At 59.5% G+C, this 13,850-nt stretch carries 8 protein-coding genes; all 8 read left to right on the forward strand.

The features are described from left to right. Positions 1 to 394 precede the first annotated feature (394 nt). The 8 genes from WF513_RS15425 (at position 395) to WF513_RS15460 (ending at position 13,761) form a co-directional block, all read left to right on the forward strand. The gene (locus WF513_RS15425) at positions 395 to 2,212 is read left to right on the forward strand and encodes an acyl-CoA dehydrogenase (protein WP_339080287.1); all 1,818 of its coding nucleotides are present in this window, start codon (positions 395 to 397) and stop codon (positions 2,210 to 2,212) included. 223 nt (positions 2,213 to 2,435) lie between these two features. Further along, positions 2,436 to 4,181, forward strand: a complete 1,746-nt coding sequence (locus tag WF513_RS15430) for a potassium/proton antiporter (protein ID WP_339080288.1) — start codon at positions 2,436 to 2,438, stop codon at positions 4,179 to 4,181. A 119-nt stretch (positions 4,182 to 4,300) separates the two neighbouring features. Continuing rightward, complete coding sequence (gene mscK, locus WF513_RS15435; RefSeq protein WP_339080289.1) at positions 4,301 to 7,660, forward strand: mechanosensitive channel MscK; 3,360 nt, start codon at positions 4,301 to 4,303, stop codon at positions 7,658 to 7,660. A gap of 75 nt (positions 7,661 to 7,735) precedes the next feature. After that, the gene (locus WF513_RS15440) at positions 7,736 to 9,196 is read left to right on the forward strand and encodes a YdiU family protein (protein ID WP_339080290.1); all 1,461 of its coding nucleotides are present in this window, start codon (positions 7,736 to 7,738) and stop codon (positions 9,194 to 9,196) included. Between the two features lie 314 nt (positions 9,197 to 9,510). Then, positions 9,511 to 11,307: an SLC13 family permease gene (locus WF513_RS15445; protein ID WP_339080291.1), complete on the forward strand. Its 1,797-nt coding sequence runs from the start codon at positions 9,511 to 9,513 to the stop codon at positions 11,305 to 11,307. Between the two features lie 111 nt (positions 11,308 to 11,418). Beyond that, entirely contained in the window at positions 11,419 to 12,699 is a 1,281-nt protein-coding gene (locus tag WF513_RS15450; RefSeq protein WP_339080292.1) for a bifunctional O-acetylhomoserine aminocarboxypropyltransferase/cysteine synthase, read from the forward strand. Positions 12,700 to 12,769: 70 nt separating this feature from the next. Next, entirely contained in the window at positions 12,770 to 13,210 is a 441-nt protein-coding gene (gene trxC / locus WF513_RS15455; RefSeq protein WP_339080293.1) for a thioredoxin TrxC, read from the forward strand. A gap of 107 nt (positions 13,211 to 13,317) precedes the next feature. Then, on the forward strand, positions 13,318 to 13,761 hold the full coding sequence (locus tag WF513_RS15460) for a YiiD C-terminal domain-containing protein (protein WP_339080294.1): 444 nt from the start codon (positions 13,318 to 13,320) through the stop codon (positions 13,759 to 13,761). The last annotated feature ends 89 nt before the right edge of the window (positions 13,762 to 13,850 follow it).

Raw genomic sequence — 13,850 nt, forward strand, 5'->3', positions numbered from 1 at the left:
GCCTCCCCCGGACTGCGCCTAGGCTTATCCGGGCTACAGAGCCCTGCCCAATAGGCCGCACCGCCGCAGCCTGCCCGTAGACCGGATAAGGCGCGGTACGCGGCGCAATCCGGGAAACGCCTGCGGATTGCCTCCCCCGGATTGCGCCTAGGCTTATCCGGGCTACAAAGCCCTGCCCAATAGGCCGCACCGCCGTAGCCTGCCCGTAGCCCGGATAAGACGCGGCACGCGGCGCAATCCGAGAAACACCTGCGGATTGCCTCCCCCGGATTGCGCTTAAGCTTATCCGGGCTACCTCGGTTTGCCCAACGGCCAGCTATCACGCTTATTAATAGTGCTGGGAGCCCAGTTCAAGGCTACTTAGACTCGGCCCATTGCAACCGGAGGTATCCCCATGTCCGAGTCCCTGCTCAGTTCCCGTAACCTGGCTTTCGAGCTTTATGAAGTGTTGGACGCCGAGGGTTTGACCCAGCGCGAACGCTTTGCCGAGCACAGCCGCGACACCTTTGAGGCGGCCATCGACACCGCGCGCAGCATCGCGGAAAACCTGTTCGCCCCGCACAACCGTAAAAATGATGAGCACGAGCCGCAGTACATCAACGGCGAAGCGGTGCTGATACCTGAGGTCAAGCCGGCAGTGGATGCCTTCCTTGAAGCTGGCTTCCTGAATGCTACGCGTGAGTTCGAGGTGGGCGGTATGCAGCTGCCAAACCTACTCTCACAAGCGTGCTTTGCGCATTTTCAGTCGGCCAACGCGGCGACCACCTCGTACCCGTTCCTGACCATGGGCGCGGCTAACTTGATCGAGAACTTTGGCAGCGCGGAACAAAAGCAGCGCTTTTTACAGCCGATGATTGATGGCCGCTTCTTCGGCACCATGGCCCTCACCGAGCCCCATGCAGGCTCGTCGCTGTCGGATATCCGCACCCGCGCCGAACCCGCCGAAGACGGTACTTATCGCCTTAAGGGCAACAAAATTTTTATCTCCGGTGGCGATCACCCACTCAGTGAAAACATCGTGCACATGGTGCTGGCCAAGCTGCCGGATGCGCCTGCCGGGGTGAAAGGTATTTCACTGTTTATCGTGCCAAAATTTTTAGTCAACGATGACGGCAGCCTGGGTAAGCGCAATGACGTGGTCTTGGCCGGGCTGTTGCACAAAATGGGCTGGCGCGGCACCACCTCCACTGCGCTGAATTTCGGTGATAACGCGGATTGCGTCGCCTACTTGGTGGGCAAGCCGCACCATGGCCTGAGCTACATGTTCCAAATGATGAACGAGGCGCGAATCGGCGTTGGCATGGGCGCGGTCATGCTCGGCTACGCCGGCTACCTGTACTCACTGGACTACGCCCGGCAGCGCCCGCAAGGTCGCCTGCCCGACGGCAAAGACCCGACTTCCAATCAGGTGGCGATCATCGAGCATGCCGATGTACGGCGCATGCTGCTGACCCAGAAAGCGTATGTTGAAGGTTCATTCGACCTCGGTCTGTACGCCGCACGGCTGTTCGACGACACCCAGACACTGCCGACCGAGGCAGAACGCAGCACAGCACTTGAGCTACTCGACCTGCTGACGCCGATCGTTAAATCATGGCCTTCGGAGTTCTGCTTAAAGGCCAATGATCTGGCTATTCAGATCCTCGGCGGCCACGGCTACACCCGCGATTACCCGGTGGAGCAGTACTACCGCGACAACCGCCTCAACCCGATCCACGAAGGCACCCATGGCATCCAGTCCCTCGACCTGCTCGGGCGCAAGGTGTCGATGAACGGTGGCGCAGCCCTTAAGCAGCTGCTCAAGCTGATCCACGGCACCTGCCAACGCGCCGAAGCTCATACCTCGCTGACGACCCTGCGCCAGCCGCTGGAACAATTGCTGGCGCGCCTGCAGACCGTGACCTTAGCCCTACTGGGTGATCTGATGAGCGGCAAAATCAACCAAGGCTTGGCTAACTCGGCGCTTTACCTAAAAGTGTTTGGCCACACCGTGATCGGCTGGCGTTGGCTGGAGCAGGCGATCCGTGCTGAAGAAGGCTTGGCGCGTATCGCTAATAAAGAGGGTAACGCCGCGGACGCTGATTTTTATCAGGGCAAGTTGCAGGCGGCACGTTACTTCCTGACGTGGGAAGTGCCCAGCTGCCAGCATGACCTAGACATCCTCGAGGCTCGTAACGATACCTGCCTGAGCATGCAGGACGCCTGGTTCTAATCTTGCCACCCCATACGCAACCCCCGACGCCCCGCTAAATGCGGGGCGTTTTTATAGGGGCAGTGTTTAACGCTGCAAAAAAGCGTGTATGGCAGCTGCCAGCGCAGCCCACTGGGCCGGGTGCAGATGGCATTTTCTTCAACGACTCACACAGGCAGCGGTTAGAATTGGTGGCACGCGTCCTACCCAATGGCCGCCCACCTACCTGCCCGGAGATCGCGCCTTGGACGCCAGCACCATCAATAATTTGTTTTTGATCGGTGCCATGCTGGTGGCCATGAGCATTCTGGTCAGCGCCTTCGGCTCGCGTTTCGGCATCCCCATCCTGGTGATTTTTCTGGCAGTCGGCATGCTCGCGGGCACGGACGGGCCAGGCGGCATCATCTTCAACAACTACCCACTGGCCTACTTAGTCGGCAATTTGGCGCTGGCCATCATCTTGCTCGATGGCGGCATGCGTACCCGCGTGTCGAGCTTCCGCGTGGCCCTGTGGCCGTCCCTGTCGCTGGCCACTTTAGGCGTCATGGTGACCGCCGGGCTGACCGGCGTGATGGCGGCTTGGCTGTTCAAACTGAGCTGGATGGAAGGCCTGTTGATCGGGGCCATCGTCGGCTCCACCGATGCGGCTGCAGTATTCAGCCTGCTCGGCGGCCGCGGGCTGAACGAACGGGTCAGCGCCACCCTAGAAATCGAGTCCGGCAGTAACGACCCGATGGCCGTATTCCTCACCGTCACCCTGATCGCCATGCTCGCCAGCGGTCAAGACGGCCTGAGCTGGGGCCTGCTGCTGCAACTGCTGCAGCAGTTTGGTATCGGCGCCGTGTTCGGCCTGGGAGGTGGCTGGCTGTTACTAAGCCTGGTCAATCGCATGAACCTGGCCAATGGTCTGTACCCACTGTTGGTGGTCAGCGGTGGGTTGATCATTTTCGCCATCACCAATGCGGTCGGTGGCAGCGGTATTTTAGCGATCTATCTGTGTGGCCTGCTGCTTGGTTATCGGCCGATTCGCTCGCGTCACGGCATCTTGCATATGCTCGACGGCCTGACATGGCTGGCGCAGATCGGCATGTTTTTGGTCCTCGGGTTGCTGGTCACTCCCCACGAATTACTGCCGATTGCATTGCCGGCGTTGATCTTGGCCCTGTGGATGATTCTGTTCGCGCGGCCGCTGTCAGTGTTTCTCGGTCTGCTGCCGTTTCGCAGCTTCCATGACCGCGAGAAAATCTTCATCGCGTGGGTCGGCTTGCGCGGTGCGGTACCGATTATTCTCGCGGTGTTCCCGTTTATGGCCGGGCTGCCCAATGCTCAGTTGTTCTTTAACGTGGCGTTCTTTATCGTCCTGGTGTCGCTGTTGCTGCAAGGCACCAGCCTGCCTTGGGCGGCTAAATTGCTGCGCGTCACCGTACCGTCCGAGCCCGTTCCCGTGTCACGCGCCGGGCTGGACGTTCATCCGACCAGCCAGTGGGAGCTGTTTATCTACCGCTTGGGCGCGGAGAAATGGTGCATCGGCGCGCCCCTACGCGAGCTGAAAATGCCCGCCGGCACGCGTATTGGCGCGTTGTTTCGTGGCACAGAACTGCTGCACCCCTCTGGCAGTACCACGTTGGAATCCGGCGATTTGCTCTGTGTCGTGGGCCACGAAAAAGACCTGCCCGCCCTCGGCAAGCTGTTTAGCCAAGCGCCCACACGCGGCCAAGACCTGCGCTTTTTCGGTGATTTTGTTCTCGAAGGTGATGCTGAACTGGCGGCTATCGCCGCACTTTACGGCCTGAAACTGGAAGGCGCAGAGGGCCAGCTGCACTTAGGACGCTTTATCGCCCACAAAATTGGCGGCTCACCGGTGGTCGGTGATCAGGTGGAGTGGCAAGGCCTAACCTGGACCGTGGCGTCAATAGAGGGGAACAAGATCCGTAAAGTTGGCGTCAGATTCCCCGAAGGCAGTCGGCCAGGGCCTGGGCTGTTCCTTTAACCCGCCGGCGCCTCTAACACGCTCTTTCTTTTATCCAGCCTAACGCCGTTACACCGGGCACATGCGCTTGCCTAAGCGCCTGTTAAACTCAGCGTCTTTTCGAGCCAATGATCATCACTATGTCTTTTCTGCGTACTTACCTGACAGTAGTCCTGCTCGGCGCTTGCCTGAGCGCAACACCACTGCATGCCGCCGAGCTGCCGAACAGTGCTGACGTGCAACGTAGCTTGGACAGCCTTGCCGATCGCAAGCTGCCAGAAGCTGAGCAGCTGAGCATCAAGCAAACGCTAGAAAAAACCTTAGCGCTGCTGGCCGAAAAGACCGACAGCGAAGAGCGTCAGGCCACGCTGGAAAAGCAGCTGCAACAAGCGCCACGCCTGATCGGTGAAGCGCAGCGCGACTTTGAGCGACTGAAGAAAAGCACCCCCACTCAGGTTCCTCTGCGCTACGGAAAAAGTGCCCTGCCGCAGCTTGAACAACTACTGGCCGAGCGCAATGCGCAACTCAACGAATGGCAAAAGCAGATCATCGAAGCCAACAGCTTGGTGATCACCGCCCAAACCCGCCCTGAACGCGCACAAGCGGAAATCAGCAGCAACCAAACCCGCAGCCAGGAAATTAACAGCATTCTTAAAAGCGGTCGTGACGCCAGCAAACCGTTGAGCAGCGAACGCCGTGCCCAACTAAATGCTGAGCTGGGCAAACTTGATGCGCAAACCCAACTGCGCCGTCAGGAACTGGCCGGCAACAACCTGCTGCAGGACCTCGGCAACAGCCGCCGCAGCCTGCTTGAAGAACGCATCAAGCGCCTCGAACAAGAGCTGCTCGACCTGCAGAATCTGATCAACGAAAAACGCCGCAGCCTGTCCGTGCAGACTGTGGCCGAGCAATCGCGTGAAGCCGAGAAAGCGGGCACCGACACCCTGCTGGCGCAAGAAAGTGCGGTGAACCTGAAGCTGTCCGACTACTTGCTGCGCGCCACCGACCGGCTCAATGAGCTGACTCGCCTGAACCTGCAAACTAAACAACAACTCGACAGCCTCAACCAGAGCGATCAGGCCCTGGAAGAGCAAATCAGCGTACTGCAGGGCAGCCTGCTGCTCTCACGCATCCTCTATAAGCAGCAGCAAGCGCTGCCCACGCTGGAGATCGACAGCAGCTTACCTGATCAAATCGCCGACCTGCGCCTCTATCAATTTGAGCTAAACCAGCAGCGTGAGGCCACCAACAACCCCAGCGCTTATGTTGAGCAATTGCTTAACGCCGCCCCGGACAGCTCAGTGGACAACCTAACGCTGAGCAACGATCTGCTGGGCATCATCGATACACGCCGCGAGCTGATCGACCGCCTCAACCGCGAGCTGAATGCCCTGCTCAATGAGTCGATCACGCTGCAGCTCAATCAACGTCAGCTAAAAACCACCGCTGAAGCCCTGCGCGCCACCCTTGATGAGCAGATGTTCTGGATCCCTAGCAACAAACCACTGGACCTGGAATGGTTCAAATCGGTGCCGCGCTTGCTGGAGCGGCAAATCGCTGAGCTGCCTTGGGGCGCTAACCTGCGCCAGCTGGGGGCTGGGCTAACCGAACGACCGCTGCTGTTTCTGCCGTTGCTGCTGCTGATTGCCCTGCTGCTGTGGAAGCGCGGCTACCTGTACCGCAAGCTCGGTGAGCTGCACCATGACATCGGACACTTTAAGCGCGACAGTCAGTTGCATACGCCCATGGCGATCATGCTCAACCTGTTACTGGCACTGCCGGGCACCTTGTTTTTAGCGCTGTGCGGCTTTGCTCTGCAGATGGACGCCCGTGGGCAAAACGTCAACCTCGGTGAAGCGCTGTTCCAGATGGCTCAGGCCTGGCTGGTGTTCTATACCGCCTACCGCATCCTGGCCGACGGCGGCGTGGCTGAGCTGCATTTTCGCTGGGGGCGGCCACAAGCCGCATTCTTACACCGGCAAGTACGCCGTTTAGGTTTAGTGGTAATGGCGCTGGTGGCCGTGGTGACGGTGGCTAAACATCAACCGGCCGCTCTCGGTGATGATGTTATCGGCCTAACGGTGGTGCTTAGCTGCTATGGCCTGATGGTTTGGCTGCTGCACAAACTGCTGCTCAGCGGTCCGGCACGCGAACATGCCTCGGCTTTTCGCATGCTCATCGGCATCGCCCTCAGCCTGCTGCCATTGGCGCTGATCATCGCGGTCGGCTTCGGCTATTACTACACCGCGCTGAAACTCAGTGACCGCCTGATCACCACCCTCTACCTGCTAATGATCTGGCTGATCGTCGAAGCCACCTTCGTCCGCGGCCTTTCGGTGGCAGCGCGGCGCTTGGCCTATCAACGTGCGATGAGCAAGCGCCAAGCACAGAGCAAAGAAGGCGTCGAGGGCACAGACGCCGTCATTGAGGAGCCGACCCTGGATATTGAGCAGGTCAACCAGCAATCACTGCGGCTGATTCGCCTGGCCCTGCTTGGCACCTTTGTCGCTGGCTTGTATTGGGTCTGGGCAGACCTGATTTCGGTGTTCGCCTACCTCGACAATATTGCCCTCTATGAATACAGCAGCGGCAGCGGTGATGCCGCGACCCTGGTGCCCATCAGCCTCAGCGATGTGCTGGGTGCGCTGGTGATTATCGGCATCACGGTGGCGCTGGGGCGCAACCTGCCCGGCTTGCTAGAAGTGTTGGTGTTGTCACGACTCAAGCTGGCTCAAGGCAGCGCCTACGCCACCACCACCTTGCTGTCTTACGCCATTGTCGGCATTGGCTTTGTTATCACCCTGTCGACCCTTGGCGTCAGCTGGGACAAGCTGCAATGGTTGGTGGCGGCGCTGTCAGTGGGTCTGGGCTTCGGTTTGCAGGAGATTTTTGCCAACTTTATCTCCGGTCTGATCATCCTGTTCGAGCGCCCGGTGCGCATCGGCGATGTGGTGACTATCGGCAACCTGTCCGGCACTGTCAGTAAGATCCGTATTCGCGCCACTACTATCACTGATTTCGACCGCAAAGAAATCATCGTGCCGAACAAGACCTTCGTCACCGACCAACTGATCAACTGGTCACTGAATGACACCGTCACCCGAGTCATTGTGAAAATCGGTGTCGCCTATGAGACCGATTTGCCGCTGGCGCGCAAATTGATGATGCAGGCGGCCACAGAAAACCCGCGCGTGCTGCGTGACCCGGAGCCGTTGTTGTTTTTCCTGACCATCAGCGCCAGCACCTTTGACCATGAACTGCGCTTCCATGTGCGCGAGCTGGCTGACCGCAATGCCGCCACTGATGAAATTCTCACGCGCATCGCGTTGAGCTTCCGCGAGCACAACGTGGAGATGGCGTTCAACCAAGTCGATGTGACGATCAAGAATCTGCAGGGTCATGAACTCAACCTGAACACCGGGGAGTTGATCACTGCAGGCGCTGCCGCCGCCGCCAAGCAAAATCAACTGCCACCCGCAACCATCGCTGACCCGCTGTAACTCAGGGCGGCAGCTGGCAAGGCGGGCCTAAATTCTCACTGCTGCCGGGCCGTCGTGCCCGGCTGGAGCCTGACTGTGAAAGCGCTGATTGAGCTGCAGTTCGACAACCGCTTCGCCCGCCTCGGCGAGGCTTTTTCCAGCCATGTGCTGCCCGAGCCGATTGCCGAGCCACGTCTGGTCGTCGCCAGTGCCGCGGCCATGGCCTTGCTCGACCTCGCCCCAAGCGAAGCCAGCAGCGAGGTCTTCGCCCAGATATTCGCCGGTCACAAGCTGTGGAGCAGCGCCGAGCCGCGCGCCATGGTGTATTCCGGGCATCAATTCGGCGGCTACAACCCGCGCTTAGGCGATGGCCGCGGCTTGTTGCTCGGTGAAGTGATCAACGATGCCGGTGAACATTGGGACCTGCACCTCAAAGGCGCCGGGCAAACGCCTTACTCGCGGTCGGGTGACGGGCGCGCGGTGCTGCGCTCATCAATCCGTGAGTTTCTCGCAAGCGAGCACCTGCATGCCCTCGGCATCCCCAGCTCACGGGCGCTGTGCGTGACCGGCTCGGACACCCCAGTGTGGCGTGAAAAGCAGGAACGCGCCGCCATGGTCCTGCGCCTCGCGCCCAGCCATGTGCGCTTCGGCCACTTCGAATACTTCTACTACACCCAGCAGCACACGCACCTGAAACAGCTGACTGAGCACGTGTTGCACTGCCATTACGCGCAATGCCTGCAACATGAGCAGCCCTATCTGGCGATGTTCCGCGAAATTATCGAGCGTAACGCCGAGATGATCGCCTACTGGCAGGCTTACGGCTTCTGCCACGGGGTGATGAACACTGACAACATGTCGATCCTCGGCATCACCTTTGACTATGGCCCGTATGCCTTTCTTGATGACTTCGACGCCAACTTTATCTGCAACCACTCCGATGACACCGGGCGCTATAGCTTTACTAATCAGGTGCCCATCGCCCAATGGAATCTCGCCGCCCTCGGCCAAGCATTTGTGCCGCTAATTGAAGTGGACGCGCTACGCGAAAGCCTCAGCCTGTTTCTGCCGCTGTACCAGGCGCATTACCTCGACCTGATGCGTAAACGCTTGGGCCTGTTGAGCGCCGACGACGGCGACGAGGCCTTGGTGCAACGCCTGCTGCAATCGATGCAAAGCAGCGCAGTGGATTACAGCCGCTTCTTCCGCGCGCTTGGCGACAGCCCGGCAGCTGTGGCTGTGGCACGGCTGCGTGACGACTTTACCGACTTGGCCGGCTTCGACGTATGGGCTGCTGACTACCTCCTGCGCAGCGCCCAAGACGGTGCTGAGCAAACGCAGCGGCGCACGCGTATGCACACTGCCAATCCGAAATACATCCTGCGCAACTATTTGGCGCAAGCGGCCATTGAAGCCGCCGAACAAGGCGATTACGCCCCGGTGCGCGAACTGCATCAGGTGCTGTCAAACCCCTTCGATGAACAAGCAGAATTTGAACGCTACGCCCAGCGCCCACCGGAGTGGGGCAAACACCTGGAAATCAGCTGCTCGTCGTAGCGCGTGGCGCACAGTGCGCGATAGCCGTAGGGTGGATGACGCCTTTTTCATCCACCACACCTGCCACGGTGGATGGATAGAGCGCCATCCACCCTACACACTGCCCGACAGGCGCTGCAGGCTGCAACCAGCGCCACAGTGCGCGGTAGAGCGGCCGGCATCGGCTTATCTATTAAACCGAAAAGGCATATAAACCTTCCCAAACATTCTTAGACTCTCTAAGCAGCAACCCTTATCTTCTCCGCCCTGCGCAGCCGTCAGCCTGTATTTGCCGCGCCTGCTGCTTCGCACGAGACTTGCCGCTAAGGATGTCCATGTTCTGGGATTCTCTACCACTGCCCCTGCTGTTCGTCTCTGCGCTGCTGGTCTGGCTGCTGTATTCCTTTGTGCGCGAGAAGTGGAGCCCGGACATCGTCGCGGCCATCGCTGTGGCGGCGCTGCTGGTCAGCCAGTTACTGACGCCAGCGGAAGTGCTCAGCGTACTGAGTAACTCAGCCCCGGTGACCATCGCCTGTATGTTTGTCCTTTCTGCAGCGCTGGAACGCACCGGCTGCATTGACGCCTTGGGCAATTGGCTGGGCAACTTAGTCGGCACCAGCCCGATCCGCGTGCTGACCGGCCTGACGGTGACCGCCCTGGTGATCTCGGCCTTTCTGAATAACACACCAGTGGTGGCCATTCTCACGCCGGTGGCCATTTCACTGGCCCGCCGCGCCGGCACATTGCCTTCCAAGCTGCTGATTCCGCTGTCTTACGCCACCATCCTCGGCGGTACGCTGACCATGATCGGTACCTCGACCAATATCTTGGTCGACGGCGTGGCGCGTAAAGCCGGCCTGGAACCCTTCGGCATGTTTGAAATCACCGGAGCCGGGTTGATCCTCGCGTCCGTCGGCATGCTCTACCTGCTGACGATAGGCCGCCACCTGCTGCCCGAGCGTGAAACGCTGTCTAAGCAACTGCGCCCAGATTTAGTGCGCACCTTTATGACCGAGCTGCTGGTGCCACACGACTCGCCGATGATCGGCAAGACCCTGCACGAAGCCAATCTCAACGGCGGCAGCGGCTTGAAGGTGCTGAAAATTTTCCGCGACGAACAGCAGCTCACCGAACCCGGCAACGACACGCTGTTGTTGGCTGGCGACCAGTTGGTGCTGCACGGTCAGGTCAAGGATGTGGTTGAGCTGCGTGGCAGCGGTCATCTGATTTTCAACCGCAGCGATGCCTTTGAAACCATCAGCAGCCATGACGTGATCCTTGCTGAGGCCATCGTCGGGCGTAACTCGCGTTACAGCCACCGCCCCATGCGCGACCTCGACCTCACCGCGCGTTACGGCATCGCCGTGCTCGCCGTGCACCGCCAAGACGAGAACATCCAAGGCAACCTTGATGACTTCGAGTTGCAGTTCGGGGATGTGATGCTGGTGGAAGGCACGCCGACGCAGATCAAGCGCTTCGCCGACAACGGTGAGCTGATCAGCCTCAACGCCGTGCAGGAGCGCGCCTTCCGCCGTGACAAAGCGCCCATTGCGATTATCGCCACCCTCAGCGTGATGATCCTCGCCGCGTTTGGCGTGATGCCTATCGAGGGCTTGGCGATTATCGGCGCCGTCACCGTGCTGGCCACCCGTTGCCTGGACGTGGAAGACGCCTACAAGGCGGTGGACTGGAAGATCCTCAGCCTGATCTTTGGCATGCTGGCCATCAGCATCGCCATGGAAAAGGTCGGTCTGGTAAAAATGATGGTTGAGAATGTGATGGGCTGGATGCCCTGGGCCGGCCCACTGCTGATGCTGAGTTTTATCTACCTGCTCACCTCGATCCTTACCGAAATGCTCTCAAACAATGCCGTGGCGGTGCTGGTCACCCCGATTGCCATCGGCATGGCTCAGCACTTGGGCGTCGATCCCCGCGCATTTGTGGTGGCGGTAATGTTTGCGGCCAGCGCCAGCTTTGCCACGCCCATTGGCTACCAAACCAACACCTTCGTGTACAACGCCGGCGGCTATCGCTTCACCGACTTTATGAAAGTTGGTATCCCGCTGAATATTATCCTGTGGATTGTGGCCAGCTTTGTCATCCCTTGGTTCTGGCCGCTGGTCCCGGTTTAAGGTAGACAATCAGCTCAATCAAACTCCGTTTCATTGCGCGCGCGCATTGACCAAGCCGGGCTGATTTGTCCATGCTGCACACCCTTGAATCTGCCCGGAAGGAACGTGCGCATGAAACTGGAAACGCTGGCTATTCACGCCGGTTACACCCCTGACCCAACCACCAAAGCGGTGGCGGTGCCGATTTACCAGACCAGCTCTTTTGCCTTTGATGACACCCAGCACGGCGCCGACCTGTTCGACCTGAAGGTGGCAGGCAACATCTATTCACGCATCATGAACCCGACCAACGCCGTGCTCGAAGAGCGTATAGCCGCACTGGAAGGCGGCGTTGGCGCGCTGGCCGTGGCCTCGGGGATGTCGGCGATTACCTACGCGATCCAAACCGTGGCCGAGGTTGGCGACAACATTGTCTCGGTGGCCAAGCTGTATGGCGGCACCTATAACCTGCTAGCCCATACCCTGCCGCGCTTTGGCATTCAGACGCGCTTCGCCGCCCATGACGACATCGCCGCATTGGAAGCGTTGATCGACGATAAAACCAAGGCGGTATTCTGCGAATCCATCGGTAACCCGGCCGGTAATATCGTCGACTTAGCCGCCTTGGCTGCTGCTGCACACCGCCATGGCGTGCCGCTGATCGTCGATAACACCGTGGCCACACCCATGCTCTGCCGCCCATTCGAGCATGGCGCAGACATCGTCGTGCACTCGCTCACCAAATACATCGGCGGCCACGGCACCAGCATCGGCGGCATGGTGGTCGACTCCGGTAAATTCCCGTGGGCTGACCACAAAGAACGCTTTGCCCTACTGAACACGCCAGACCCGTCCTACCACGGCGTGACCTACACCGAAGCCTTCGGCCCAGCCGCCTTTATCGGTCGCTGCCGCGTGGTGCCGCTGCGCAATACCGGCGCAGCGCTGTCGCCGTTTAACGCCTTCCTGATTCTGCAAGGCTTGGAGACGCTGGCCCTGCGCATGGAGCGTCACTGCGAGAACGCGCTTAAAGTCGCGCATTACCTGCATGATCACCCGCAAGTGGCCTGGGTCAAATACGCGGGCCTACCGGACCACCCAGAACACGCACTGGCGCAAAAGTATTGCGCCGGCAAACCCGCTTCAATCCTGTCGTTCGGCATTGTTGGCGGCCAGGAAGCCGGTGCACGCTTTATCGATGCCCTGAAGCTGGTGGTGCGCTTGGTGAACATCGGCGACGCGAAATCGCTGGCCTGCCACCCCGCGTCAACCACCCACCGCCAGCTCAATGATGAAGAGCTGGAGCGCGCCGGCGTGCCGCGCGACATGGTCCGCCTATCAATCGGCATCGAGCACAGCGATGACATTCTGGCGGACCTAAGCCAAGCCCTTCAGGCTGCGCAAATTCTCTAAACGGGTACGCCGCACTTGATATCTGCGCTGGCGACTCCAGATAAGGATTAACCCGAATCTGGAGTCGCCCATGTCCGCCCCATCCCCTCTGCTCATCCCCTGCCCACACTGCAACGGCCTTAATCGCATTCCAGCTGAGCGCTTAAGCGATGCGCCGCGCTGTGGCCGCTGCAAATCCGAGGTGCTGCCCAGCACGCCTTTTGAGCTGACTCAGGCCAGCTTCGCGGCGCAGAACAAGGGCGATTTACCCTTGCTGATCGATGTCTGGGCCAGTTGGTGCGGGCCTTGTCGCAGCTTTGCACCGATCTTTGAACAAGCCGCCAGCCAGCTGCAGGGTCACTGCCGGCTGGCCAAGCTGGACAGCGAGGCCAACCCACAACTGTCCACCGAGATGGGCATCCGCTCGATCCCAAGCTTAATCCTGCTCAAAGGCGGCGTGGAAATAGCCCGCCAGAGTGGCGCACTGCCATTGCCGCAACTACTCGGCTGGCTGCGTCAGCACGGCATCTGAAACAGCGCGCTGAGCGAATTGGTCAACAACGCGCTGACAACCCGGTCATTACCCTGCCATCGAACAAACCGTAGGCTGGCTGCACAACAATAACTGTGGAGCCAAGCATGTCGATGCCCCTTGAACTGGTGCGCCAACTCACTGAAGAGCAGATTGCTTTCGTCAAACGTAGCGGCCTCAAGGCTGAAGTGCTGGAGGCTGGCCACGTGCGCTTACGCATGCCGCTGGCCGGCAACCAAAACCATATCGGTAGCATGTATGCCGGCGCACTGTTCACCTTGGCGGAAATTCCCGGCGGCGCGCTGTTTCTCGCCAGCTTTGATGCGGCGCGCTTCTACCCCATCGTCAAAGAGATGAACCTACGCTTTCGTCGCCCAGCAACGGGGGATATTTGCGTTGAGGCCCGTCTGACTGATGAGCAAATCCAGCACCTGCAAAAACAGGCAACAGAAGAAGGTAAAGCCGAATACGTTTTAGAGTTGCAGCTGACCGACGAGAGTGGTGAAGTAGTGGCCGAGAGTCGTGGCCTGTACCAATTGCGTAGACACTGACGCATGACCTTGCCCTAGGTCAAAAGTCCAGCTACGACTCGGGGTGACAATACAATGTGCCGACATGCATCGGCAGGAGAATGCCGACC

Source organism: Pseudomonas sp. TMP9 (assembly GCF_037943105.1).
Lineage (GTDB): Bacteria > Pseudomonadota > Gammaproteobacteria > Pseudomonadales > Pseudomonadaceae > Aquipseudomonas.